The sequence below is a fragment of the Antarcticirhabdus aurantiaca genome, from assembly GCF_009765365.1.
Classification (GTDB): Bacteria; Pseudomonadota; Alphaproteobacteria; order Rhizobiales; family Rhizobiaceae; genus Antarcticirhabdus; species Antarcticirhabdus aurantiaca.
Window position 1 is genome coordinate 121751 of record NZ_VTOM01000006.1, and the last position, 24674, is coordinate 146424.

The following is a 24674-nucleotide window of genomic DNA, read 5'->3' on the forward strand; positions in this document are numbered from 1 at the left end:
GGCGCCTTTCTTCGTTTCCGTCGATCAGTCCTGTTTCGCGGACAAAGCTCCGCGAAGGTTCCCGAGACGGCTCGAAAGCACCTGGGAGGTGCGCGTCAGGTCATCGAGGACGTCGTCGGCCTCGGCTTGCGTCACGACAACCAGCTCGTCGGCAAGCTTTCCACCGCGAAACGCCGCGAAGCGCAGAACCAACGTCCATCGTCCTCGGCCGTCCAGAGTGATGTGACCGACGCCGTGGCACAGGGCGGGGCGTAGGCGATCATGTTCGCGGAACCGTTCGAGCGCTTCCGCGGCGCATGCGCCTTCGCGATGAAACGGACCGCTTGACGCAATCGCGCTGGCAAGGGCCTCGAAGCGTTGGCCGACGAGATGAGGCAGGGCAACCTGTCCACCGCGATGGGGACAGTGCGACATCGCAGCAAGGGTCTTCGCAACCGCCGCCTCGGTCCGGCTGAAGACGTCGATGCAGCGTCCGCGCCATTCGTTGGCTCGCGTCGTCGCGACGATGAAGGGCTCGAGCGGCAGGGTCGTTCCGGAGACTTCGGCGATCGCGTCCATGCTCGCAGCGTCATGCCGCCGAGTTGATATCGCGTGATCGGCATTCTTCGACTTGGAGCGATCGAGGCCGAGTCTTGCGAAAACCGCCCGAAAAGCGCATGTGCAGGGACCTGAAGCCAGATTATGCGCGACGGCGCGTCCACGGCGCGCCCGGCCGGGCGTCCCGGACGGGCACCTCCTGCGCTGATCCGAACCGATAAGACCCCGCCACAGGATCGCGGCGTGGGCGCGAAGGACCTTTGAAGCATGGCGCTCTCCCTCGACCTCACCGTTCCGGCCAGCGCGCGCCCGCGCGTTCCCGCGGCCGTCCTCGCGGCGCCGCTCGCGCCCGCCGGCGAGAAGCCCTCGCTGATCGGGCTCGACCGGGATGGCCTCGCGGAGGCGCTGGCGTCGATCGGCGTGCCGGAGAAGCAGCGGCGCATGCGCGCCAGCCAACTCTGGCACTGGCTCTATGTCCGCGGCGTCGCCTCCTTCGACGCGATGAACAACGTGTCGCGCGACATGAAGACCGCCCTCGCCGACGCCTTCACGCTCGAAGCGCCGGAGATCGTGTCCGAGCAGATCTCGGTGGACGGCACGCGCAAGTGGCTGTTCCGCTTTCCCGCCCGCGGCGCCGGCCGCCCGGTGGAGATCGAGACCGTCTACATTCCCGAGGAAGGGCGCGGCACGCTCTGCGTCTCGTCCCAGGTCGGCTGCACGCTCACCTGCTCCTTCTGCCACACCGGCACGCAGCGCCTCGTGCGCAACCTCGAGCCCTCCGAGATCGTCGGACAGGTGATCGCCGCGCGCCAGCGCCTCGGCGACTTCCCGGACGCGGCGACGCCGGCCGGCGCGATCGTGCCGAGCGAGGGCCGCCTCGTGTCGAACGTCGTGATGATGGGCATGGGCGAGCCGCTCTACAACTTCGACAACGTCCGCCAAGCGCTCGCCGTCGCGAGCGACGGCGACGGGCTGTCGCTCTCCAAGCGCCGCATCACGCTCTCGACCTCCGGCGTCGTGCCGATGATCCCGAAGACCGGTGCCGAGATGGGCGTGATGCTGGCGATCTCGCTCCATGCCGTCCGCGACGATCTGCGCGACGTCCTCGTGCCGATCAACAAGAAGTATCCGCTGGACGAGCTCCTCGCCGCCTGCCGGGCCTATCCGGGCCTGTCCAATGCGCGGCGCATCACCTTCGAATACGTGATGCTGAAGGGGATCAACGACAGCCTCGCCGACGCGCGCGAGCTGGTGCGGCTCCTCAAGGGCATTCCGGCCAAGATCAACCTGATCCCGTTCAATCCCTGGCCGGGCTCGCCCTACGAGTGCTCGGACTGGGACCAGATCGAGCGCTTCGCCGACCTCGTCAACGATGCCGGCTACGCCTCGCCGATCCGCACGCCGCGCGGCCGCGACATCTTCGCCGCCTGCGGTCAGCTGAAGTCGGAGACCGAGCGCATGAAGAAAAGCGAGCGGCTGGCGGCGGACGCCGTCGCGCAAGCCTGACGGGAGCGGGCGGGCGTGCCGATCCTCGTCCGCCTCCTGCGGATCGCGGGCGCCTATGTCTGCGCCTGTCTGGCGGCGGGCTTCACGCTGATCCCGCTCCTGCTAGGCATCGGGCTTCTGGCTGATCGGCTCTCTGGCGCCGTGCCGCACATGCCGCCGGACCTCGTGGGCGGGATCGGCGAACGGATCCTCGCCATCCTGCCGATCATCGTGCTCGTTTCCGCCCTGATCGCCTTCTGGGCCGCGCCGCTGGCCGTCGTCGCGATCGTCCTCCTGGAATGGCGCGGCGCATCCCGCGTCCTCGGCGCCGCCTTGGGCGCGGGGAACGGGCTGGCGTCCTCGCTCTGGCTTGGAAGCGCTCCCTCCTGGGTCGGGCCGGTCTGCATCGTCCTCAGCGGCGCGGTTGCCGGCTGGACCTATGCCGCGGCCCGCTTCGACTGGCTCGCCGCGCGTCCGTCCGCGCTCCGACCCGCCTGACGCCATGGCGACGCTGTTCCGCTTCCTGTTCCTGATCCCGCTCGGCTTCATCGCCGCGACGGTCGCGGCGGCGTTCGCGCTGCTCTGGCCCTTTCTCGACCCGGGTGCGCTGGCGGCGAGCGACCCCGCCTACCTCGCCGAACTCGCCGTCGGCTTCCTCGCCCAGGTCGCGCAGATCGGCTCGGTCGTGCTCCTGCCCTGGGCGGTGTTCATGGTGGCGACGGAGGTTCTCGGCCTGTCGTCGATCCTGCTCCACGTCGCGGCCGGCTTTCTCGGCGGAATCGTCCTGTCGCTCGCCGCCTACGGCACGCGCCCGCCCGCGCTCAGCGTCCAAACGGCGATCGTGGTGGCGAGCCTGTCCTTCGCCCTTGTCTACTGGATCGTCGCCGGGCACGCGGCCGGCCGCTGGCGCCGCCGCTTCCGCCGCGAGCCGGCGCCGCCCGTCGCCTCGCCCGCCGAGCCCCCGCCCCTCGCCTGACGGCCGGAGGGGATCAGGCGCGTCCGGGCACGACCCGGCGGTGCAGGAGACGATTGTCGACGATCACCGGCGGCTCGGCGAGGGCGTGGATCTCGACGCGGTTCCGGCCCCCTTCCTTGGCGCGGTAGAGGTTCGCGTCGGCGATCTCGTAGAGCCGCTCGAAGCTCTCGCCCGAGGTGAAGGCGACGCCGCCGATGCTGACGGACAGGCGGCGCGCCAGGGCGCCCTCGCCGATCTCGACCTTCTCCACCGCCCGGCGCAGGCGCTCGGCGACGAGCATCGCCGCGGGACGGTCGACGCCGCGCAGGAACACGGCGAACTCCTCGCCGCCCAGGCGCCCGACGACGTCGCTGGTGCGCACCGAGCGGCGCACGACGTTGGAGATCGCCCGAAGCGCCGCGTCGCCCACGGGATGGCCGAGCTGGTCGTTGATCCGCTTGAAGTGGTCGGCGTCGACGACGAGAAGGGCGTAGGCCGTGAACTCGCTGTATTGCCCGCGGATCTGGCGCAGCTCCTTCTGCACCTTCGACACGAAGGTGGCCCGGTTGAGAAGGTTGGTGAGCCGGTCGGTGGTGGCAGCGGTGGCGAGGACGCGGTTGGCGCGCACCAGGCTGTTGAGGCGCAGGAAGACCAGCGCCCCGAGCGGCAGCGCCGCAAAGCCCGCGCAGAGGACGCCGAATCCCATGGCGAGGCCCACCACCTGGGCGCCGAAATCCTCGAAGACGTAGTAGGCCGCGATTCCGCAGATTGCTGCGAGGCAGAGGGCGAGGAGCGCGAACTCCCCGGCCATCGTCTTCACCATATCTCTAGGTTCTGTCACCGTATTCTCCAGTTGCGAGCTGCCGTCTTCACAACGTCCGAGCGGTTGGATCTTAGGAAGGGTTGCCACGGGCGATCTAAGAAGCACCTAATCCAAAAGGGAAATTTCGAACGAACGGGTCGGAAGGATTGCTCGCGGCCGGATCTGCCCGTCCTCGCGAGAAATCCATTTCCCTCCGGAGGCCACCTTTGGCATGCCCGTTCCTGGCGGGGTGCCGTCGGCCGATTAGACTCCGCGCCCGATCTTCGCTTCGACCACCGCGCGATACGTACAGGGAGTGCCCAGCATGGACAGCCTCAACGAGTCCTCCGCCGCCCGCACGAAGGGCCGCGGGCGCATCTACGACTCCATTCTCGACACGATCGGCGACACGCCGCTGGTGCGCCTCGACAAGCTCGCCGCCGACAAGGGCGTGAAGGCGACGCTTCTCGCCAAGCTCGAATTCTTCAATCCGATCGCCTCGGTGAAGGACCGCATCGGCGTCGCCATGCTGGAAGCGCTGGAAGCGCAGGGGCGCATCGTCCCGGGCAAGACGACGCTCATCGAGCCGACCTCGGGCAACACCGGCATCGCGCTCGCCTTCGCGGCCGCCGCCAAGGGCTACCGGCTGATCCTGACCATGCCCGAGACCATGTCGGTCGAGCGGCGCAAGATGCTGCGGCTGCTCGGCGCCGACCTCGTCCTCACCGAGGGGCCGAAGGGCATGAAGGGCGCGATCGCCAAGGCCGAGGAGCTCGTCGCCGAGATCCCCGACGCGGTGATCCCGCAGCAGTTCGAGAACCCGGCCAATCCCGAGATCCACCGCGTCACCACGGCCGAGGAGATCTGGAACGACACCAAGGGCCAGGTCGACGTCTTCGTGTCGGGCATCGGCACGGGCGGCACGATCACCGGCACCGGGCAGGTCCTCAAGAGCCGCAACCCGAACCTCCACATCGTCGCCGTGGAGCCCGAGGCCTCGCCGGTCCTGTCCGGCGGCAATCCCGGCCCCCACAAGATCCAGGGCATCGGCGCGGGCTTCGCCCCGGCGATCCTCGACCGCTCGATCTACGACGAGGTGGTGACGGTCTCGAACGATTCGGCCTTCGACCACGCCCGGCTCGTCGCCCGGCTGGAGGGCGTGCCGGTCGGCATCTCGTCGGGCGCGGCGCTCGCCGCGGCCATCGAGGTCGGCCGCCGCCCGGAATTCGAGGGAAAGACGATCGTCGTGATCATCCCCTCCTTCGCCGAGCGCTACCTCTCGACGGCGCTGTTCGAAGGCCTCGTGCCGGAAGGCGACGGCGACGAGCCCAAGCGCGGCACGCCCTCGATCTGAGAACGCTCTCCGGAGCCGGCGGCCATGCCCGCCGGCTCCGGCCCCCGACCCGGCTCTTACTGGCCGATCCGCACCACGGCGCGCGTCGCCATGTCGACGATGATCGGCTGGCCTTCATAATAGAAGTAGCCGAAAGGGCCGCCGCCGTCCGGCACCTGGAGCTGCACGTTGGGCGGCACCGAATCGCCGATGGTCGGCCGCACGCCCAGGCCCGCATCCGGCACGGGGTGGGACACGGCGTAATCGTAGATGCTGTCGGCCGCCCAGGCGGGCCCCGCCGCCGCGGCCGACAAAGCGAGGCCCAGGGCCGCTGCGAAGATCGCCAGTTTCGTCATCGAACATCCATGCCCTTGCATTCGCCGCGCCTGCCGCTCGAAATCCCGGCACCGCGCCGCCCGCCCGACCTGTCGCGCATCGCGGATGAACCGCAGGTGAAGCGGACAGATGGCCGCTCGCGGACCGAAAACCAACCGACCCGGCATCAAGCTTCCGGGGATTTCGCTCCCCGGTGCTGGAGGCGACCCGCACTCCTGCTTTAATGCAAGCTGCTGCGTTCCGCGTAAAGTACGGGTTCTCGAAATGGACGTCATGAGCGAACTCCTCGACGCCGACCTGCCGGACGGCCCTTCCAAGCCCGCTCCGCCCGCCGCCGCCGCTCCGACGCCGATGATGGCGCAGTACATCGAGATCAAGGCCGCCAATCCCGACTGCCTCCTGTTCTACCGGATGGGCGACTTCTACGAGCTGTTCTTCGAGGACGCGGCGGTCGCCGCGCAGGCGCTCGGCATCCAGCTGACCAAGCGCGGCAAGCACCTGGGCGAGGACATCCCGATGGCCGGGGTGCCCGTGGCCAATGCCGACGACTATCTGCGCCGCCTGATCTCGCTCGGCCACCGCGTCGCGGTCTGCGAGCAGATCGAGGATCCGGCGGAAGCCAAGAAGCGCGGCGCGAAATCGGTGGTGAAGCGCGACGTCGTGCGCCTCGTCACCCCCGGCACGATCACCGAGGAAGCGCTGCTCGAGCCCGGCCGCGTCAACGCCCTCGTCGCGCTCGCCCGGCTCGGCCCGGCCGGCCCCGCGGCCGAGTTCGCGCTCGCCTGGACGGACCTGTCGACCGGCTCCTTCGAGACCGGCTCCTCCGACCTCGCGCGGCTCGGCGCCGATCTCGCCCGGCTCGATCCGAGCGAGATCGTCATGGCCGACCCGGTCTTCGCGGACCCGGAGGTCGCCGCCGCGCTCGGCCGCTTCCGCGCGATCGCCCGGCCCGAGCCCGCCAGCCTCTTCGACGGGGCGACGGCGGGCGAGCGCGTGGCGCGCTTCTTCGGCGTCGCCACGCTCGACGGCTTCGGCGATTTCCCGCGCGCCGAACTCTCGGCCGCCGCCGCGCTCCTCGCCTATCTCGGCAAGACGCAGCTCGCCGCCCGGCCCGCGCTCTCGCGCCCGCGCCGGCACGAGCCGGGCGCCGTCATGCTGATCGACGCGGCGACGCGCGCCTCGCTGGAACTGACGCGCACGACGTCCGGCAGGACGGCGGGCAGCCTCCTGTCGGTGATCGACCGGACGCTGACGGGCGCGGGCGCCCGCCTTCTCGCCGCCCGCCTCGCCGCGCCCTTGACCGACACGGCCGCCATCGCCGAGCGGCAGGGCGCCGTCGCCCGGCTGCACGGCGACGGGGGCCTGCGAACGGCGCTTCGGGCGGGGCTGAAATCCTTTCCCGACATCGAGCGGGCGGTCGGCCGCCTCGCGCTCGGTCGCGGGGGCCCGCGCGACCTCGGCTGCCTGCGCGAGGCGCTGAGCCGCGGACGCCTCCTCGCGGACATCCTCGGGAAAGCGGGCGATCTGCCGGCCGAGACCGCGGAGGGGCTGGCGGCCCTTCTGGCCCTGCCGGAAACGCTCGCGGCCGAGCTCGACCGGCTCCTCGCCGACGACCTGCCGCTTCTCGCCCGCGAGGGCGGCCTCGTGGCGGCGGGTGCCATCCCGCAGCTCGACGAGGCGCGGGCGCTCGCCGACGATACGCGGCGCGTCATCGCCGCGCTGCAGGCGCGCTACGCCCAGGAAACGGGCCTTCGCTCGCTGAAGATCCGCCACAACAACGTCCTCGGCTACTTCGTCGAGGTGCCCGAGGCACAGGGGCCGGGCCTGATGGGGCGCGAGGACGGCACGCGCTTCACCCACCGCCAGACCCTGGCCTCCGCCATGCGCTTCTCGACGCTCGAACTCTCCGAGCTGGAAACCCGCATCGCCGGCGCCGGCGCCGAGGCGCTGCGCCTCGAGCTCGACGCCTTCGCCCATCTCTCCGCCCTCGCGGTCGCGCAGGCCGAGCCCTTAAAGGCGGGCGCGGCGGCGGTCGCCGCGCTCGATGTCGCGGCCGGGCTCGCCGAGCTCGCCAGCGCCGAGGACTGGTCGCGGCCGAGCGTCGACGACAGCCTCGCCTTCCGGATCGAGGGCGGTCGCCATCCCGTGGTGGAGGCCGCCTTGCGGGCGAGCGGATCGAGCCAGCGCTTCGTGTCCAACGATTGCGACCTGTCGCCGCCCGCCGGAGCAAGCCGGGCGAAGGGGCGGGGCGCTGCCGGGGACGCCGGCGCGATCTGGCTTCTCACCGGCCCCAACATGGGCGGCAAGTCGACCTTCCTGCGCCAGAACGCGCTGATCGCCGTTCTCGCCCAGATCGGCGCCTTCGTGCCGGCCAAGCACGCCCATATCGGTGTCGTCGACCGCCTGTTCAGCCGGGTCGGCGCTTCGGACGACCTCGCCGAGGGTCGCTCGACCTTCATGGTCGAGATGGTCGAGACGGCCGCGATCCTCAACCAGGCGGGTCCGCGCGCCCTCGTGATCCTCGACGAGATCGGCCGGGGCACGGCGACCTATGACGGCCTGTCGATCGCCTTCGCGAGCGCCGAGCACCTCCACGAGGCGAACCGCTGCCGCGCCCTCTTCGCCACCCACTTCCACGAGATGACCGTGCTCGCCACCCGCATGAAGCGGGTGCGCAACGCCACCATGCGCGTGAAGGAGTGGGAGGGCGAGGTGATCTTCCTGCACGAGGTCGTGCCGGGCGTCGCCGACCGCTCCTACGGCATCCAGGTCGCGCGGCTGGCGGGCCTGCCCGCCGTCGTGGTGGAGCGGGCACGAACGATCCTGAACGATCTCGAACGCTCCGAGCGCGGCGAAAAGCGCGGCGTGGCGCTGGACGAGCTGCCCCTGTTCTCGGCACTGGCCGCCGCCCCGGCGCCCACGCCCGCGCCGCCGCCAGCCCGCACCGATCCTCTGCGCCCGGCCATCGACGCGCTCGACCCGGACACGATGACGCCGCGCGAGGCGCTGGAGGCGCTCTATCGCCTGAAAGGACTGGCTCGGGACGGCGTCATCTGAGCGTCAAGCAATCGACACATTTTGTCTTGGTGGCAAGCAACCTTCTCGGAAAGGGCACGTTAGGGGTCCAACGATGCAAACTCCGGGGAATGTAAAGATGAAGTTCTCGACCCTCTTCGCCGCCACCGTTCTTGCCACCGCCGGCTTCGGCGGCGCCGCCTATGCTCAGCAGAGCGCCGTCAGCCCGACCAACCAGGACGTTCCCGGCTCGACCAGCCAGGAGAACAACGCCGAGGCGCTGCAGCGCCAGGGCGTCGCCGAGCAGTCCGGCAGCATGGCCATGGACGCGCCGAGCACTACCCCGGGCTGCCAGATCCCGGTCGGCTCGCAGGACAGCGGCATCCAGGAGTGCGAAGAGGCCGACCGCGCCGCTGTCGCGGCCGGTACCGCCGCGACCGGCCAGACCGTGGGTCCGGACGGCTCGACGGATCCGGCCACGACCAGCTCGGTGCAGGAGCTGCCGACCGACGCCAGCCCGACGGCTCAGGACGTCCCCGGCTCCACCTCGCAGGAGAACAACGCCGAGACGCTGGAGCGCGAGCAGGTCGCTCAGTAACCGGCACAAGCGGGCTTCGGCCCTGCTTCAAACAAGCGTGACGAAAGGCTTCGGACCCCTGGTCCGGAGCCTTTTTCGCGTTCGTGCGCCGGGGGCATGAGACTCTCGGCGTCGACCAAGCATCGGGAATGATGGAGCCATTCGCTTATTCTGCCTGTTTGTGCACGAAGCATCCGAAAGTTCCGCGATGCGGGCGCACGGACCGTTCACGATCTGCGCCTTTATGCGGGATCGGAAGGAGGCCATATCGCTGTCATCGAGCGACGCCGCCGGGTTGCCGGATTCGGAACTCCCGTCGCTGCGACAGACAACAGAAAGCCAATGCCATGAAGATTTCGAACCTCGTCGGCGCCGCCGCCATTGCCGTAGCAAGCCTTGCTTCGACCTCCGCCTTCGCCCAGGTCCCCGGCTCGAACTACTACTTCGACCGCAGCGACGAGATCGCCCGCCAGGACGTTTCCGCCTCCACCGGCAGCGCCGTCAGCGTGCGCACCGAGGCCGAGCGGGTCCCGGGCTCCAGCTATTATCGCGACCGCCGCGAAGAACTCGTCCGCCAGAACATCGCCGCCTCGGCGACCGATGGATCCGCGACGCGCCAGGGAACGGTCCGGGCCTACGGCTATGCCGCCGGTGACGGCATCGCTACCGCGCCTCGCACCGGCGTTCCCGGCTCGCGCTTCTTTATGGACCGCAACGACGAGATCGTCCGCCAGCAGATCCGCTGACCCCTCCTCGCCCCGTCGCGGGCGCCACCCGAGCCACCCAATGACCACGACGGCCGCTCCCATCCCGGAAGTGGCCGTTTTTGCTTTCTTCAGCCCGCTCGTGGTTTTCTGCCCGGCGGCCTCGGCGGAGGCGACGGCCTTGCGGGGCCAACGCCTCGCGACTGCGGGACAAATGGGCTATAGGCGCCCGTCCGCACGACGAGCCGCCGGGTTCGTCGCACCCGTCCGAACGCCGGTGTTGAGGGTTTGATGTCCACGACCGTGATCGATCCTCGCCACGCGTCGGCGCCGTCCGCCGCGCCCTTCGACGAGACCATCGACCTGTCCGGCATCTTCGACGAGCCCTTCCTGCGCCAGCGAATGGCGGCCATCGCCGGCGAGGACGGCACGGCCGGCGCCTCGCCGCAGGCGCGGGCGGCGGTGCTCGCCCTCCTGAAGGAAGCCGTGCGCGAGGGGCGGCGCGAATGCGAGGAGCGCCTCAAGGTCGACGGCGGCGGCTATCTCTGCGCGCGCCGCCTCGCCACCCTCCAGGACGCGCTGATCCGGCTCGTCCACGATTATGCCCTGCGCCACGTCTTCCACGCCTCGAACCTGTCGTCGGGCGAGCGCATGGCGATCCTGGCCGTGGGCGGCTACGGCCGCGGCACGCTGGCGCCGGGCTCGGACATCGACCTCCTGTTCCTCCTGCCCTACAAGCAGACGGCGCTGGGCGAGCAGGTCGCGGAGTACCTGCTCTATCTCCTGTGGGATCTCGGCTTCAAGGTCGGCCACGCGACGCGCAACGTCGAGGAGTGCATCAAGCTCTCGCGCTCCGACTTCACCATCCGCACCGCCATCCTGGAGCGCTGGCTGATCGCCGGCGACGAGGCCCTGTTCGACGAGCTCGGCCGCCGCTTCGACGAGGAGGTGGTGAAGGGCACGAGCCAGGAGTTCATCGCCGCCAAGCTCGCCGAGCGCAACGCGCGCCACGAGAAGAGCGGCGACACGCGCTACCTCGTCGAGCCGAACGTCAAGGAGGGCAAGGGCGGCCTTCGCGACCTCAACACCCTGTTCTGGATCGCGAAGTACCACTACCGCGTCGACACGAGCGCCGCCCTCGTCGCGCTCGGCGTCTTTTCGGCCCGCGAGGCGCGCCTCTTCCGCAAGGCCGAGGACTTCCTCTGGGCGGTGCGCTGCCACCTCCACTTCGTCACGGGCAAGGCCGAGGAGCGCCTGTCCTTCGACCTCCAGCCGGAGATCGCCCGGCGCCTCGGCTACATCGCCCATCCGGGCCTTCGCGACGTCGAGCGCTTCATGAAGCACTACTTCCTGATCGCCAAGGACGTCGGCGACCTCACCCGCATCTTCTGCGCCGCGCTGGAGGAGGAGAACGCCAAGGACGCGCCGGGCCGCTTGAAAGGCTTGATGCTCTCGCTGCGGAGGCGCGCCCGGCACATTCCCGGCACTCTCGACTTCCGCGTCGACAACAACCGCATCACGGTGGCCGACCGCGAGGTCTTCCACCGCGATCCGGTGAACCTCATCCGCATCTTCCGGCTCGCGGCGCTCCACGAGCTGGAATACCATCCGGACGCGCTGAAGCTCATCCGCCGCTCGCTGCGCCTCGTCGACGCGGACCTGCGCGTCAACAAGGAGGCCAACAGCCTCTTCCTCGACGTCCTGACCGACCGGAACGATCCCGAGCTGCACCTTCGCCGGATGAACGAGGCCGGGGTGCTCGGCCGCTTCATCCCCGAATTCGGCAAGATCGTCGCGATGATGCAGTTCAACATGTACCACCACTACACGGTGGACGAGCATCTCCTGCGCTCGGTGGCGATGCTGTCGCGCCTGGAAAAGGGCGAGCAGGCGGCCGAGATGCCGCTGACCTCCTCCTTCATCAACCAGATCCGCGACCGCACAGCGCTCTACGTCGCGCTTCTCCTCCACGACGTCGCCAAGGGGCGGCCGGAGGACCATTCGGTCGCGGGCGCCCGCATCGCCCGCGAGCTCTGCCCGCGCCTCGGCCTCGACGAGCGCGAGACCGAGCTCGTTTCCTGGCTCGTTCTCGACCATCTCACCCTCTCGATGACGGCGCAGCACCGCGACCTCAACGACCGCAAGACCATCCTCGACTTTTCCGAGCGGGTGCAGACGCTGGACCGCCTGCGGCTGCTGACGATCCTCACCGTCTGCGACATCTCGGCCGTCGGGCCCGGCGTCTGGAACGGCTGGAAGGGCCAGCTCATCCGCACGCTCTACCTCGAGACCGAGCCGGTTCTGACCGGCGGCTTCTCGCCCGCCTCGCGCGAGGAGCGCTACGAGAACGCCCGCCGGCGCCTTGCCGGGCGCCTCGCCGACTGGCCGGCGGAGGAGCGGGAAAGCTATCTCGACCTGCACTATCGCCACTACTTCCTGACCGTGCCGCTCGACGAGCAGGTGCGCCACGCTGCCCTGATCCGCGGCGCGACCGACCGCACGGCGCTCTCGACCGCGACGCGCACGGACGCCTTCCGCTCGATCACCGAGATCACGGTGATCGTGCCCGACCATCCCCGCCTCGTTTCGCTGCTCGCCGGCGCCTGCGCCGCGGCGGGCGCCAACATCGTCGACGCGCAGATCTTCACCCTCACCGACGGGCGGGCGCTCGACATCATCACCGTCAACCGCGAATTCCCGACCGACGAGGACGAGCTGCGCCGGGCGGGCCGCATCGGCGACACGCTGAAGCGCCTCCTCACCGGCCAGGACCAGCTCCCCACGCTTCTCGCCCGCCGCAAGCCCTCGCGCGGCGCCAAGGTCTTTCCCGTGCCGCCGCGCATCCGCGTCGACAACGAGGTATCGAACCGCTTCTCGGTGATCGAGGTCGAGGGGCTCGACCGGCCGGGCCTCCTGTGCGACCTGACCTCGGCGATCTCCGACCTCAATCTCGACATCGGCTCGGCGCACATCTCGACCTATGGCGAGAAGGTGGTCGACGTCTTCTACGTCACCGACCTCATCGGCGCGAAGGTCACGAGCGCTTCGCGGGCCGAGCGCATCGAGCGGCGCCTGAGCCAAGTCTTCGACGCGCCCGAGCGCGAACTCTCGGCGCAGGGGTCGATGCCCTCGCCCCAGGCCTTCGGCATCGCGAGCTAGTTTCCCATGAACCTCTTCGGCAAGTTCGCGACCGTCGGCGGCGCGACGCTCCTGTCCCGCGTCTTCGGCTTCGGCCGCGAGATGATGATGGCGTCCGCTTTGGGTGTGGGCCCGGTGGCGGACGCCTTCAACCTCGCCTTCCGCTTTCCCAACCTCTTCCGCCGGCTCTTCGCGGAAGGCGCCTTCAACGCCGCCTTCATCCCGCTCTTCGCCCGCTCGCTCGAGTCCGACGGCGAGGGCGGCGCCAAGCGCTTCGCCTCCGAGATCTTCTCGACGCTCTTCGTGGTCCTGACGACCCTGACCGTGCTGGCGATGATCTTCATGCCGACGCTGGTGAGGACGATCATCGCGCCGGGCCTCGCCGTCTGCGTCGACACGGTCGACACAGGGCGCCAGGCGATCTCCTGCGAGACGCGTTTCGACCTGACGGTCACACTCTCGCGCATCATGTTCCCCTATCTCGCCTGCATGTCGCTGATGGCGATGGTGTCGGGCATCCTCAACGCCTTCCGCCGCTTCTTCGCCGCGGCCGTCGCCCCGACGCTCCTCAACATCATCCTGATCGCGGTCCTCCTCTACGCGCACTGGGTCGGGGCGGACACGGTGACGATCGGCCACCTCATGAGCTGGGGCGTGCTCGCGGCCGGCGTCTCGCAGCTCGCCCTCGTCGTCGCGGCGATGCGCCTAGCCGGCTTCTCGGTGGCGCTCGGTGTCCCGCGCTGGACGCAGAACCTGAAGCGGCTCCTGATCCTCGCGGGCCCGGCCGCGCTCATCGGCGGCATCACCCAGATCAACCTCTTCGTCGGCCAGGCCATCGCCTCCTTCAAGCCGGGCGCCGTGTCGATCCTCCAATATGCCGACCGACCCTACCAGCTGCCGCTCGGCATGGTGGGGGTGGCCATCGGCGTCGTGCTCCTGCCCGAGCTCGCCCGCGCGCTGAAGGCGGGGCACCTGCGCGAGGCCCAGCACACGCAGAACCGCTCGCTCGAATTCGCGCTGTTCCTGACGCTGCCCGCCGCCGTCGCCCTCTTCCTGATCCCCGAACCGATCATCCGCGTCATCTACGAGCGCGGCGCCTTCGACCCGACGGCGACGCCGGCGGTGGCCAGCGTCCTCGGCCTCTACGCGCTGGGCCTGCCGGCCTTCGTCCTCATCAAGGTCTTCTCGCCCGGCTTCTTCGCCCGCGAGGACACCAAGACGCCGATGCGCGCGACGCTGGTCTCGGCCGTGGCGAACACGGTGCTTTCTTTCGTCCTCTTCCAGTTCTACGCCGAGCAGGGCATCGCGCTGGCGACGACGCTGGCCGGCTGGCTGAACGCCGGGCTTCTCTTTCTCGGCCTCTGGCGGCGAGGCCTGTGGGAGATCGACCGCGCGCTGGTGAAGCGCGGCGCCCTCGTGCTCCTCGCCTCGCTCGCCATGGGCGCCCTTCTCCTCGTCGAGCTCCACCTCCTGTCGGACTGGCTGGTGCCGGCCGCCGGCCTCCACCGCCAGCTCGCCGCCCTCGCCTTTCTCGTCGCCTCCGCCATGGCCGTCTACTTCGCCTGCACCGTCCTCTTCGGTGCGGTGGACCGCTCGATGCTGATGAAGCTCGCCAAGGGCCGCCGCGGCCGGGCGAAGGCGGCGGAATGAGCAGTCGGGTGCGCCGACCGCTCTTCCCTTCTCGCCTCCACTCGCCGCACTCTTCCGCTTCGTCATCCCGGGCTTGACCCGGGATCCATGCATCGGCGCCTGTCATGGCAGAACCGGTGGGCGGCAGGCGCTCGCCGATCCACCCCCGTGAACTCGTCCGACGATTTAGAATGGATCCCGGCGCAAGGCCGGGATGACGAGGTGGAAGGGTTGGAGGTGGTGCGTCCTGTTCGGCTGCGGCTCAGCGCCCCAAAAACGCCAGCACCGCCGCCGCGACGGGCTCCGGAAACTCCTCGTAGACCGACAGGCGACCCGTCTCCAGGCGCACGGTCTCGACGTTGGGAAGTTCGGCCAGCGCCTCCATCTCGGCGCGCGAGCGCGGGGGCGTTTCCTCGCCGAGAACGAGAAGGATCGGCAGGCCCGACCGTCGGGCGAGGTCGAGGAAGGCCTCGCGGCTCGCCACCCGGTCGAGCGCGCCGGTGACGAAGCGCACCGAGCCGTGGCGGGCGCCGGGGGCTTTGGCCACGGCCCGCTTCTCGCGGGCACGGGCCGGCTCGGACACGAAGGCGGGATCGGAATAGACGTGGGCGCGCGCCATGCGCCGCACCATCGGGCCGGACAGGTTCAGCGCGTAGAGGAGATGGCCGAGCCCGAGCGCGTCGACGGCGCCGCGCACGCGCCCGAACCAGGGGCGCGTCCCCCCGGTCATGGTGGGAAAGGGTCCGCGCCAGGTCGGCGCGAGGAGCACGAGGCGCTTGGCGTCGGCGGGCCGCGCGGCGAGGTGGTGCAGCGCGTAGGTGCCGGCATGGCCCGCGGCGACGACGGCCTCCAGCGGGGTGGGCATCTGGGCGACGAAGCGCTCCAGGAACTGCGACAGGAGCTCCGGCCGCCAGTCGGCTCGAGGCTTGGCCGCCGCGCCGAAGCCCGGCCAGTCGGTCGAGACGCAGCGATAGTCGGCGCCGGCCAGGCGCCCCATCAGCGGGCGCATCTCGGTGCGGGTGGAGATCGAGGAGAGCGCCGGCAGGAGCAGAAGCGTGCCCGCCGCGCCCGATCCGGTTTCCTCCGTGCCGATCTCCATCGCGGCCCCGTCCGCGGTGAAGCCGATCTTGCGCGTGTCCATGGCCCGTCCCGTTCCTCGTCCTTGGCGGCGTGCCGGGCGACCTATGACGGTGAGGGCCGTCTTCCAAGGGGCGGCGCCTTGATCGATCGTCGCGCTTGCCCGATAAGGCGCCGTTTCAGATCGCCCGGCGCCGCTTCCACCCGGCGCCCCCGAGGAGTTCCTCCCCCATGTCCGCCTTCAAGCCCCTGGTGTTCTCCGGCGTCCAGCCGACGGGAAACCTCCACCTTGGCAACTATCTCGGCGCGATCCGGCGGTGGGTGGAGCTGCAGGCGAGCCACGACTGCATTTATTGCGTCGTCGACCTCCACGCCATCACCGTCTGGCAGGAGCCGGCCGAGCTGGAGCGCTCGATCCGCGAGGTGACGGCCGCCTTCATCGCGAGCGGCATCGACCCGAAGCGCCACATCGTCTTCAACCAGAGCCGGGTGCCCGAGCACGCCGAACTCGCCTGGGTCTTCAACTGCGTCGCCCGCATGGGCTGGCTGAACCGCATGACGCAGTTCAAGGACAAGGCCGGCAAAGACCGCGAGAACGCCTCGTCCGGCCTCTTCGTCTACCCCAACCTCATGGCCGCCGACATCCTGGTCTACCGCGCGACGCACGTGCCGGTCGGCGAGGACCAGAAGCAGCACCTGGAACTCGCCCGCGACATCGCGGCGAAGTTCAACCACGACTATTCCGCCCGCATCGCCGAGAAGGGCATCGGGGTCGAGATCGCCATGGGCGAGGAGGTCGTCAACGGCTACTTCCCGCTGACCGAGCCGCTGATCGAGGGACCGGCGACGCGCGTGATGAGCCTCAAGGACGGGGCGAAGAAGATGTCGAAGTCGGATCCGTCCGACCTGTCCCGCATCAACCTCACCGACGACGCCGACGCGATCTCCAAGAAGATCCGCAAGGCCAAGACCGATCCCGATGCCCTGCCCTCGGAGGTCGCGGGCCTTGCCGGCCGGCCGGAAGCGGACAACCTCGTCGGCATCTTCGCGGCGCTCGCGGGCCGCACGAAGGGCGAGGTGCTCGCCGATTTCGGCGGCCGGCCCTTCTCGGAGTTCAAGCCGGCGCTCGCGGACCTCGCGGTCGACAAGCTCGGGCCGATCGCCGGCGAGATGCGGCGCATCCTCGCCGACCCCGCCGAGATCGACGCCGTGCTGCGCGACGGGGCGTCGCGTGCCCGCGAGATCGCGAGCCGCACCATGAAGGACGTCCGCTCGATCGTCGGCCTTCTCGGCGACTGAGCCTCGCCGTCGTGCACAGGCGGCTGCGCGAGGAGCGCGGCCGCCCCATTGCCCGGCGCCCCGCACTTTGTCATGGGTAGCGGCATGGTTTCCAAGCGCATCGGCCGGGCCGCCGGCGGCAAGCGAAAATTCCTCGCGATCATCGACGCGACGACCGAATGCGTGCGCGCCGCGACCTATGCCGCCTATCGCGCCAAGGCGAGCGGCGGCGGGGCGGTGTTCCTCTTCGTGATCGAGCCGGGCGATTTCGGCCACTGGATCGGCGTCGAGAAGATCATGCGCGCCGAGGCCGAGGAGGCCGCCAATGCGCGGCTCGCCAAGGTCGCCGACGACATCCGAGAGCGCATCGGCATCGAGCCCGAGTTGGTGGTCCGCGAGGGCAAGGTGTCCGAGGAGATTCACGCCCTCATCGAGGCCGACCGCGAGATCGCGATCCTGGTGCTCGCGGCGGGCGACGCGAAGGAGGGTCCCGGCCCGCTCGTGTCCGCCGTCGCCGGCCGCGGGCCGAGCTTCCCGATTCCCGTCACCGTGGTTCCCGCGAGCCTCACCGACGAGGAGATCGAGGCGTTGAGCTGACGGGCTGAACGGGCCGTTCGACGCCGCTTGCTTGCGGGGGCCGGCCGCGGCGCTTATCTCGGGGGTGAGAGTTTTTGCCCGAAGAGCCGAGACGAGCGCCATGTTCATCCAGACCGAAGCGACCCCGAACCCCGCCACGCTGAAGTTCCTGCCCGGCCGGATCGTGCTGGAAAGCGGCACGGCCGAGTTTCGCGAGGGCGAGGACGCGGCCAGCCGGTCCGGGCTCGCCGCCCGGCTCCTGGACGTCGACGGCGTTTCCGGCGTCTTCTTCGGCTTCGACTTCATCACCGTCACGAAGGCGGGCGGCGACTGGGCGCACCTGAAGCCGGCGATCCTCGCGGCGATCATGGAGCATTTCATGTCGAACCGGCCGGTGATGGCGGCGTCCGCCGTCGGATCGGCCGCGGTCGGCGCGGAGGTCGGCGAGGAGTTCTTCGCGGAAGGCGACGAGGCGATCGTCGCGACCATCAAGGAACTGCTCGACACGCGCGTGCGGCCCGCCGTCGCGCAGGACGGCGGCGACATCACCTTCCGCGGCTTCCGCGACGGGACGGTCTATCTCAACATGCGCGGGTCCTGCGCCGGATGCCCCTCCTCCACGGCAACGCTGAAGCACGGCATCGAGAACCTGCTGCGCCACTTCGTGCCGGAGGTCGAGTCCGTCGAGGCGATGGAGCCGGCCTGACGCGCCGCCTATGCCGGAGGGGACCGTCCTGATCCTCGCGCTCGACACGGCCGGGGATGCCTGCAGCGCCTGCGTTTTCGACGCGGGCGCTTCGCGCGTCGTGGCCGAGCGGAGCGAGGCGATGGCGCGCGGACACGCCGAAGCGCTGTTTCCGATGATCGAGGCGCTGCTCGTTGAAGCGCGGCTCGCGCCCGGCGCCCTCGCCGCCGTGGCGGTGACGACCGGCCCCGGCTCCTTCACCGGCGTGCGCGTCGGCCTCGCGGCGGCCAAGGGGCTCGGCCTCTCGGTCGGCCGGCCCGTTCTCGGCGTGACCACCCTGGAAGCCCTCGCCGAACCGTTTCTCGGTTACAGCCAGCCGGTTCTCGTCGTTCTCGACGCCCGGCGGGGCGAGCTCTTCGTCGCGCTCTTCGGCGCAGACGGCGCGGCGCTGGGAGAGCCCGCGGCGGTGGCACCGGAGGACCTCGCCGCCTTCGTCGATGCGGCGGGCGGCTCGGGCGGCGGGCTCGTCGCCGTCGGCTCGGGCGCGGCGCTGGCGGCGCAGATCCTCGGCCCCGCCGTCGCCCGGCAGGACGCGGCGGCGGTTCCCGGCATCGGCGCGGTCGCGCGAATCGCCGCGCGCCGCCTCGGCGCGCCGGACACGGCGCCGCCCGTGCCGCTCTATCTGCGCGGCGCGGACGCGAAGCCCCAGCTCGGCTTCGCCCTGCCCCGCGCCTGAGGGCCGGGCGGGATGGCCGCGCCCGGTCGCGTCGGATTGCGTCGCGGATCTTATTCCCACGTTCGCTTTCCTGTCATAGATTTGGCGTCGGCCGGTTGGAGGACCGGTCGAAGAGCCGCCCCGAAAGGGGCGAATGACGCGGGAGGGTCGTCGTTTCGTGTACTGGTACCTGCCCTGGGTCTGGACCCTGTCCTTCTTCGACGGCCTGATGGCCGGCAGCGGCGAGCTGATGGCGACGCCGCTGACGCTGAACGATGCGGACGCCGCCGCCGAGCTGCATTCCGAGGCCTTCGCCCGGCCCTGGAGCGCGGAAGAGTTCGCGACGCTGCTCGGCCAGGAAGGCTCCTTCGGCTTCGCGGTGCGCCGGGTGGGTCATCCGGACACCCCGCCGGCCGGCTTCGTTCTCGCCCGCAAGACGCTCGACGAAGCGGAGATCCTGACCATCGCGGTGGACAAGCGCCTGCGCGGCCGGGGGATCGGCCGGCAGCTCATGGATGCCGTGCTCCAGCACCTCTACGCCGAGCGCGCCCGCTGCCTCTTCCTGGAGGTGGACGAGGAGAACCAGCCGGCGCTCAAGCTCTACAAGCGCCTGCGCTTCGAGGAAGTGGGCCGGCGGCCGGCCTATTACAGCGACCGCTCGGGCAAGCGCACCAGCGCCCTCGTTCTGCGCCGCGACTTCGCCTGAGCCGAGCTGGCCCCGCCATCCCGGGCGCCGCACCGTGATCGCCAACCTGCGGGTCGCCCTGGTCGCGGCGACGCTCGTGGCCCTGACCCTCGTGCTCCTGCCGCCGCAGCTCGTCGCGCGGCGGCTCGGGCACCCGCTCGCCCGGCGCATCCCGCGGCTCTGGCACCGCGTTGCCTGCCGGGTCGCGGGCCTGCGGATCCGCCTGCGCGGCACCCCGCCGCCCCGGGGCCGGCCCGCGCTGATCGTCGCCAATCATTCCTCCTGGGCGGACATCATGGCGCTCGGGAGCCTCGGCGAGCTCGCCTTCGTCGCCAAGGCCGAGGTGCGGGATTGGCCGCTCTTCGGCTGGCTGGCGCGGCTCCAGCACTGCGTCTTCGTCGACCGGGCCGACCGCTCGGGAGCGGGACGGCAGGCGAATGCCATGGCCGAGCGCCTCGCGTCAGGCGAAGCCATGGTGCTCTTCGCGGAAGGCACGACCTCGGACGGCAACGAGGTGAGGCCCTTCAACTCCTCGCTCTTCGGCGCGGCCGAGGCGGCGCTGCGCGCGGGCGACCTGGCGCTCGTCGAGGTCTGGCCGGTGTCCGTCGCCTATCTCGCCGCGAACGGCCTGCCGCTCGGACGATACGGCCGGCCGCTGACCGCCTGGACGGGCGACCTCGACCTCCTGCCCCACCTCCTCGCCTTCCTGCGCGAAGGGGCCGTCGACGTCGAGATTTCGGTCGGCGAGCCGCTTCCCTTCACCGCCGGCACCCGGCGCAAGGCGGTCGCGCGCGAGGCCGAAGCGCGGGTGAGGGCGATGTTTTCCGACAGCCTCGCCGAGGGCGTCGGGCGCTGCCTTCCCGCGAAGGGCGAGCCGGCGCGCCGTTCCGCGCTTGCGCGGCCCCGCCCTCCCCATGATATACAGGATCTGATACCAGCGGATCGCCGCCTCGCGCCGGCCGTGCCCCGCCCGCCCGCCGTCGACGCGAACGCAAAGGACTGATGACCGTCGAATCCACGAAAACGCCGTCCATTCCGGAAGGCGCCGCGGCCCGCAAGGTCTTCATCAAGACCTATGGCTGCCAGATGAACGTCTACGACTCGCAGCGCATGGGCGACAGCCTGGCGCGCGACGGCTACGTCGCGACGGACCGGGTGGAGGACGCCGACCTCGTCCTTCTCAACACCTGTCACATCCGGGAAAAGGCGGCGGAGAAGATCTATTCCGAGCTGGGGCGCCTGCGCGTCGAGAAGGCGCAGCGCCGCCTGGCAGGGCGCGAGCTGACGGTCGGCGTCACCGGCTGCGTGGCGCAGGCCGAGGGGCGCGCCATCATCGAGCGCGCGCCCGTGGTCGACCTCGTCGTCGGCCCGCAGACCTATCACCGTCTGCCGGAAGCCCTGACGCGCGTGCGCCGCGGCGAGCGCGTGGTCGAGACCGACTATGCCGTCGAGGACAAGTTCGAGCACCTGCCGGCCCAAAGCCGTGCACAGATCGCGAGCCGCGGCGTCACCGCCTTCCTCACCGTCCAGGAAGGCTGCGACAAGTTCTGCACCTTCTGCGTCGTGCCCTATACGCGCGGCGCGGAGGTTTCGCGGCCGCTCGCCCGCATCCTCGCCGAGGCCGAGGGACTGGCCGCTGCGGGCGTGCGCGAGATCACGCTGCTCGGCCAGAACGTCAACGCCTGGGCGGCGGAGGACGAGGCGGGCCGGCGCATCGGGCTCGGCGGTCTCCTGCGGCGTCTGGCACGGGTGCCGGGCATCGCGCGGCTGCGCTACACGACCTCGCATCCCCGCGACATGGACGACGACCTCCTCGCCGCCCATCGCGACCTGCGTCAGCTGATGCCCTACCTGCACCTGCCGGTGCAGTCCGGCTCGGACCGCATCCTGAAGGCCATGAACCGGCGCCACACGGCGGCCGAGTACTTGGGCCTCCTGGAGCGCATCCGCGCGGCGCGGCCGGACATCGCGCTCTCGGGCGACTTCATCGTCGGATTCCCCGGCGAGACCGATGCCGACTTCACCGAGACGCTGCGGCTCGTGGAAGAGGTCGGCTACGCCTCGGCCTTCACCTTCAAATATTCGCCCCGGCCCGGAACGCCGGCCGCCGACCTCGAGGCCCAGGTGCCGGAGGCGGTGAAGACCGAGCGGCTGGAAGCGCTGCAGGCGGCGATCCGCAAGAGCCAGGACGCCTTCGCCGAAAGCCTCGTCGGGCGCGACATCGAGGTTCTGATCGAGAAGCCCGGCCGCCGGCCGAACCAGATGGCGGGGCGTTCGCCCTTCCTCCAGCCCGTCGTTCTGCCGGGCGATGCCGGCGCGGTCGGCGAGATCGTCACCGCCCGCATCGCCTCGACGCTGCCGAACTCCCTCGTCGCTCAAGGCGTCGAGGCTCACCCGTCCTTCCCCGAGGAGATGAGAAAGAGCGCATGAAGATGCCCCGCTCGGGCGGCCCGTCGGCCTCCGGCGCCTCGGACATGGCGCACATCGTCCTCACCTACGAGAACAACCGGCTGGCGAGCGCCCTGTTCGGGCAGTTCGACCAGCATCTCGCCCTTGTCGAGCAGCGGCTCGGCATCGACGCGCGGGCCCGCGGCAATCTCGTCGAGATCCGCGGCGAGGCGCTCGCCGCGGAGCAGGCGCGGCGCGCGCTCGACTATCTCTACGAGCGGCTGCAGGGCGGCGCCGACGTCCAGCCCTCCGACGTCGAGGGCGCGGTGCGCATGGCGATCGCGGAAGGCGACCAGCTCGTTCTGCCGACCCTGGAAAAGAAAGGGCGCATGACGCTCGCCTCGATCTCGACGCGCAGGAAGACCATCCACGCCCGGACCCCGGCGCAGGACGCCTATATGCGCGCGCTGGAGCGGGCCGAGCTCGTCTTCGGCGTCGGTCCCGCCGGCACCGGCAAGACCTATCTCGCCGTCGCCTTCGCCGCCCAGCTCCTGGAGCGCGGCCAGGTCGACCGCATCATCCTGTCGCGCCCCGCCGTCGAGGCGGGCGAGCGCCTCGGCTTCCTGCCGGGCGACATGAAGGAGAAGGTCGACCCCTACCTTCGCCCGCTCTACGACGCGCTCTACGACATGATCCCCGCCGACAAGGTCGAGCGGGCGCTGACGGCCGGCGCCATCGAGGTGGCGCCCCTCGCCTTCATGCGCGGGCGCACGCTCGCCAACGCGGCGGTGATCCTCGACGAGGCGCAGAACACGACCTCGATGCAGATGAAGATGTTCCTGACGCGCCTCGGCGAGAACGCCCGCATGGTGGTGACGGGCGACCCCTCGCAGATCGACCTGCCGCCGGGCCAGAAGTCCGGCCTCGTCGAGGCCCTGCGGATTCTCGAGCCGGTGCAGAGCGTCGTGACCGTCCGCTTCGGCTCGGGCGACGTCGTGCGCCATCCGCTGGTCCAGGCGATCGTCGAGGCCTACGAGGACGACGCGGCGCGCGAGCGCGGTGCCGTCGGCTCCGGCCTCATCGGAGCGGGGCGATCGTGACACAGGACGGCGACAGTCGAAGTCCCGAGGGACTGAGCATTCTCCTCGCGATCGAGGACGAGCGCTGGCTGGCGCCCGCCCTGGCTCCGGGTCTCGGCTTCAGCTCCGAGCCGGACGCCTCGGACTTCGTCGCCCGCGCCGTGCGGGCGGCCCTGGCGGGCGCCGGGCTCGACCCGAACGCCTCCACCGAACTCTCCGTGACGCTCGCCGACGACGAGACGGTCCGCGGCGTCAACGCCGAATGGCGCGGCAAGGATAAGCCGACGAACATCCTCTCCTTCCCCATGGCCGACCTCGCTCCCGGCGAGACCCCCGGCCCCATGCTGGGCGACCTTCTCGTCGCCCTGGAGACCGTGCTTCGGGAAGCCGAGACCGAAAACAAGCGCCCCGCCGACCACCTTTGTCATCTTCTCGTGCACGGGACCCTGCATTGTCTGGGGTTCGACCACGAGACGGAGGACGAGGCGGAGGCCATGGAGGCGCTCGAAATATCGGTGCTGGCCGGCCTCGGCCTTCCCGATCCCTATGCCGATCCGGCGGCGCCGGAGCGGTCGATTTCGATGAGAACGGACGCGATATGAGCATTCTCGATCACAGCCTGCCGCAGTCGGCGGGCCGTCCCGCCCAGGGCGACGGCGACGCCGCGCTCGGCGACGAACGAAGTCTCGGACCTGGCGAGGGGCGGCACGAACGCGGCCTCTTCGCCCAGGTCCTCCACCGTCTGCGCCCGCGCATGCCCCGCATGGTGCGCGAGGAGCTGACCGAGGCGCTGAGCCGGCAAAGCGGCTCGGACGACGCCTTCTCGCCCGCCGAGCGGGCCATGCTAAACAACATCCTTTCGCTTCGCGAGGTGCGCGTCGAGGACGTCATGATCCCGCGCGCCGACATCGAGGCGGTGGAGATCACCGCGACGCTCGGCGAGGTGCTGCGCCAGTTCGAGAAGAACGGCCATTCCCGCATGCCGGTCTACGGCGAAAGCCTCGACGATCCGCGCGGCATGATCCACATCCGCGACCTCCTCGCCCACCTCACGCGCTCGGCGCGCCCCGTGAAGCCGGCCGAGCACGGCGAGGCCGCGGCCAAGTCCCGCGCCGACATCCGCCAGGTGAACCTGTCCCGCCGCATCGACGAGCTGCGCCTCGTGCGCAAGGTCCTGTTCGTGCCGCCCTCCATGCTCGCCTCGGACCTGATGGCCCGCATGCAGGCGACGCGCACGCAGATGGCGCTCGTCATCGACGAATATGGCGGCACCGACGGACTCGTCTCACTGGAGGACATCATCGAGCGCGTCGTCGGCGACATCGCCGACGAGCACGACGACGAAGCGCCGATGATCGTCGAGACCGCCGACGGCGTCTTCGCGGTGGACGCGCGCGCCGACCTGTCGCACGTGCGCCGCGTCGTCGGCGAGGACTTCGACATCGCCGCCTTCGAGAACGAGGCGGATACGATCGGCGGCCTCCTGTTCTCCGAGCTCGGCCGCGTGCCGGCGCGCGGCGAGGTGGTGCAGGCCGTGCCGGGCTTCGAGTTCCAGGTGCTCGACGCCGATCCGCGCCGGGTGCGGCGCGTGCGCATCGTGCGCCTGCGTCAGGGCGACAAGCGCCGCCGCGTCGTCCAGGCGCTGGCCGGAGAGTCGCGCAACTGATACTCGACCGGAGA

The 24674-nt window shown here is 70.5% G+C and carries 22 protein-coding genes and 1 pseudogene; 19 read left to right on the top strand and 4 right to left on the bottom strand.

Features of this window, described 5'->3' with window-relative positions:
* Positions 1-24: 24 nt before the first annotated feature.
* On the bottom strand, positions 25-558 hold the full coding sequence (locus FZN60_RS09010; protein ID WP_158873147.1) for a hypothetical protein: 534 nt from the start codon (positions 556-558) through the stop codon (positions 25-27).
* A 246-nt stretch (positions 559-804) separates the two neighbouring features.
* Between FZN60_RS09010 and rlmN the strand changes: the two genes are divergently transcribed.
* The 3 genes from rlmN to FZN60_RS09025 are packed head-to-tail and all read left to right on the top strand — an operon-like array spanning position 805 to position 2998.
* Entirely contained in the window at positions 805-2043 is a 1239-nt protein-coding gene (rlmN, locus tag FZN60_RS09015) for a dual-specificity RNA methyltransferase RlmN (protein ID WP_158873148.1), read from the top strand.
* A gap of 15 nt (positions 2044-2058) precedes the next feature.
* Positions 2059-2520 (top strand): hypothetical protein, encoded by a 462-nt coding sequence (locus tag FZN60_RS09020; RefSeq protein WP_158873149.1) that lies wholly within the window; start codon positions 2059-2061, stop codon positions 2518-2520.
* 4 nt (positions 2521-2524) lie between these two features.
* Complete coding sequence (locus FZN60_RS09025) at positions 2525-2998, top strand: hypothetical protein (RefSeq protein WP_158873150.1); 474 nt, start codon at positions 2525-2527, stop codon at positions 2996-2998.
* Between the two features lie 13 nt (positions 2999-3011).
* Here the strand turns inward: FZN60_RS09025 and FZN60_RS09030 are convergent, their stop codons facing one another.
* Complete coding sequence (locus FZN60_RS09030) at positions 3012-3818, bottom strand: GGDEF domain-containing protein (protein WP_158873151.1); 807 nt, start codon at positions 3816-3818, stop codon at positions 3012-3014.
* A gap of 286 nt (positions 3819-4104) precedes the next feature.
* Between FZN60_RS09030 and cysK the strand changes: the two genes are divergently transcribed.
* Positions 4105-5133: a cysteine synthase A gene (cysK, locus tag FZN60_RS09035; RefSeq protein ID WP_158873152.1), complete on the top strand. Its 1029-nt coding sequence runs from the start codon at positions 4105-4107 to the stop codon at positions 5131-5133.
* Between the two features lie 56 nt (positions 5134-5189).
* On the opposite strand, the gene FZN60_RS09040 is transcribed toward cysK, so the two are convergent.
* Positions 5190-5468 (bottom strand): hypothetical protein, encoded by a 279-nt coding sequence (locus tag FZN60_RS09040; protein ID WP_158873153.1) that lies wholly within the window; start codon positions 5466-5468, stop codon positions 5190-5192.
* A 253-nt stretch (positions 5469-5721) separates the two neighbouring features.
* Here FZN60_RS09040 and mutS point away from each other — a divergent pair, with 253 nt between their 5' ends.
* From mutS to murJ, 5 genes are all read left to right on the top strand, one after another.
* On the top strand, positions 5722-8505 hold the full coding sequence (gene mutS, locus FZN60_RS09045; RefSeq protein WP_199266522.1) for a DNA mismatch repair protein MutS: 2784 nt from the start codon (positions 5722-5724) through the stop codon (positions 8503-8505).
* A gap of 97 nt (positions 8506-8602) precedes the next feature.
* A complete protein-coding gene (locus tag FZN60_RS09050; RefSeq protein ID WP_158873155.1) occupies positions 8603-9061 on the top strand; it encodes a hypothetical protein in 459 nt (152 codons plus the stop codon).
* Positions 9062-9387: 326 nt separating this feature from the next.
* Complete coding sequence (locus FZN60_RS09055) at positions 9388-9786, top strand: hypothetical protein (RefSeq protein WP_158873156.1); 399 nt, start codon at positions 9388-9390, stop codon at positions 9784-9786.
* Between the two features lie 249 nt (positions 9787-10035).
* Positions 10036-12903, top strand: coding sequence for a [protein-PII] uridylyltransferase (locus tag FZN60_RS09060; protein WP_158873157.1), 2868 nt, complete (start codon positions 10036-10038; stop codon positions 12901-12903).
* Between the two features lie 6 nt (positions 12904-12909).
* Entirely contained in the window at positions 12910-14532 is a 1623-nt protein-coding gene (gene murJ, locus FZN60_RS09065; RefSeq protein WP_158873158.1) for a murein biosynthesis integral membrane protein MurJ, read from the top strand.
* 241 nt (positions 14533-14773) lie between these two features.
* Here the strand turns inward: murJ and FZN60_RS09070 are convergent, their stop codons facing one another.
* On the bottom strand, positions 14774-15652 hold the full coding sequence (locus FZN60_RS09070) for an alpha/beta fold hydrolase (RefSeq protein ID WP_158873159.1): 879 nt from the start codon (positions 15650-15652) through the stop codon (positions 14774-14776).
* A gap of 167 nt (positions 15653-15819) precedes the next feature.
* On the opposite strand from FZN60_RS09070, the gene trpS reads away from it, so the two are divergent.
* From trpS to FZN60_RS09120, 10 genes and pseudogenes are all read left to right on the top strand, one after another.
* Complete coding sequence (gene trpS, locus FZN60_RS09075; protein WP_158873160.1) at positions 15820-16887, top strand: tryptophan--tRNA ligase; 1068 nt, start codon at positions 15820-15822, stop codon at positions 16885-16887.
* 84 nt (positions 16888-16971) lie between these two features.
* On the top strand, positions 16972-17463 hold the full coding sequence (locus FZN60_RS09080) for a universal stress protein (RefSeq protein WP_158873291.1): 492 nt from the start codon (positions 16972-16974) through the stop codon (positions 17461-17463).
* Positions 17464-17563: 100 nt separating this feature from the next.
* Complete coding sequence (locus FZN60_RS09085; RefSeq protein WP_158873161.1) at positions 17564-18148, top strand: NifU family protein; 585 nt, start codon at positions 17564-17566, stop codon at positions 18146-18148.
* Between the two features lie 10 nt (positions 18149-18158).
* Positions 18159-18863 carry a tRNA (adenosine(37)-N6)-threonylcarbamoyltransferase complex dimerization subunit type 1 TsaB gene (gene tsaB / locus FZN60_RS09090; RefSeq protein WP_158873162.1) on the top strand — a complete coding sequence of 235 codons (705 nt, stop codon included), beginning with the start codon at positions 18159-18161 and terminating at the stop codon, positions 18861-18863.
* 133 nt (positions 18864-18996) lie between these two features.
* Positions 18997-19548 (top strand): ribosomal protein S18-alanine N-acetyltransferase, encoded by a 552-nt coding sequence (rimI, locus tag FZN60_RS09095; protein WP_199266523.1) that lies wholly within the window; start codon positions 18997-18999, stop codon positions 19546-19548.
* 34 nt (positions 19549-19582) lie between these two features.
* Positions 19583-20395: pseudogene (olsA, locus tag FZN60_RS09100) on the top strand (lyso-ornithine lipid O-acyltransferase); the annotation flags it as partial.
* Positions 20396-20529: 134 nt separating this feature from the next.
* On the top strand, positions 20530-21957 hold the full coding sequence (miaB, locus tag FZN60_RS09105) for a tRNA (N6-isopentenyl adenosine(37)-C2)-methylthiotransferase MiaB (RefSeq protein ID WP_158873164.1): 1428 nt from the start codon (positions 20530-20532) through the stop codon (positions 21955-21957).
* A complete protein-coding gene (locus FZN60_RS09110; RefSeq protein ID WP_158873165.1) occupies positions 21954-23015 on the top strand; it encodes a PhoH family protein in 1062 nt (353 codons plus the stop codon). Before miaB ends, FZN60_RS09110 begins: the two co-directional genes overlap by 4 nt.
* Entirely contained in the window at positions 23012-23596 is a 585-nt protein-coding gene (gene ybeY / locus FZN60_RS09115; RefSeq protein ID WP_246726672.1) for an rRNA maturation RNase YbeY, read from the top strand. The genes FZN60_RS09110 and ybeY overlap by 4 nt, the downstream gene beginning before the upstream one ends.
* Complete coding sequence (locus tag FZN60_RS09120; protein WP_158873166.1) at positions 23593-24660, top strand: hemolysin family protein; 1068 nt, start codon at positions 23593-23595, stop codon at positions 24658-24660. Before ybeY ends, FZN60_RS09120 begins: the two co-directional genes overlap by 4 nt.
* Positions 24661-24674: the final 14 nt, after the last annotated feature.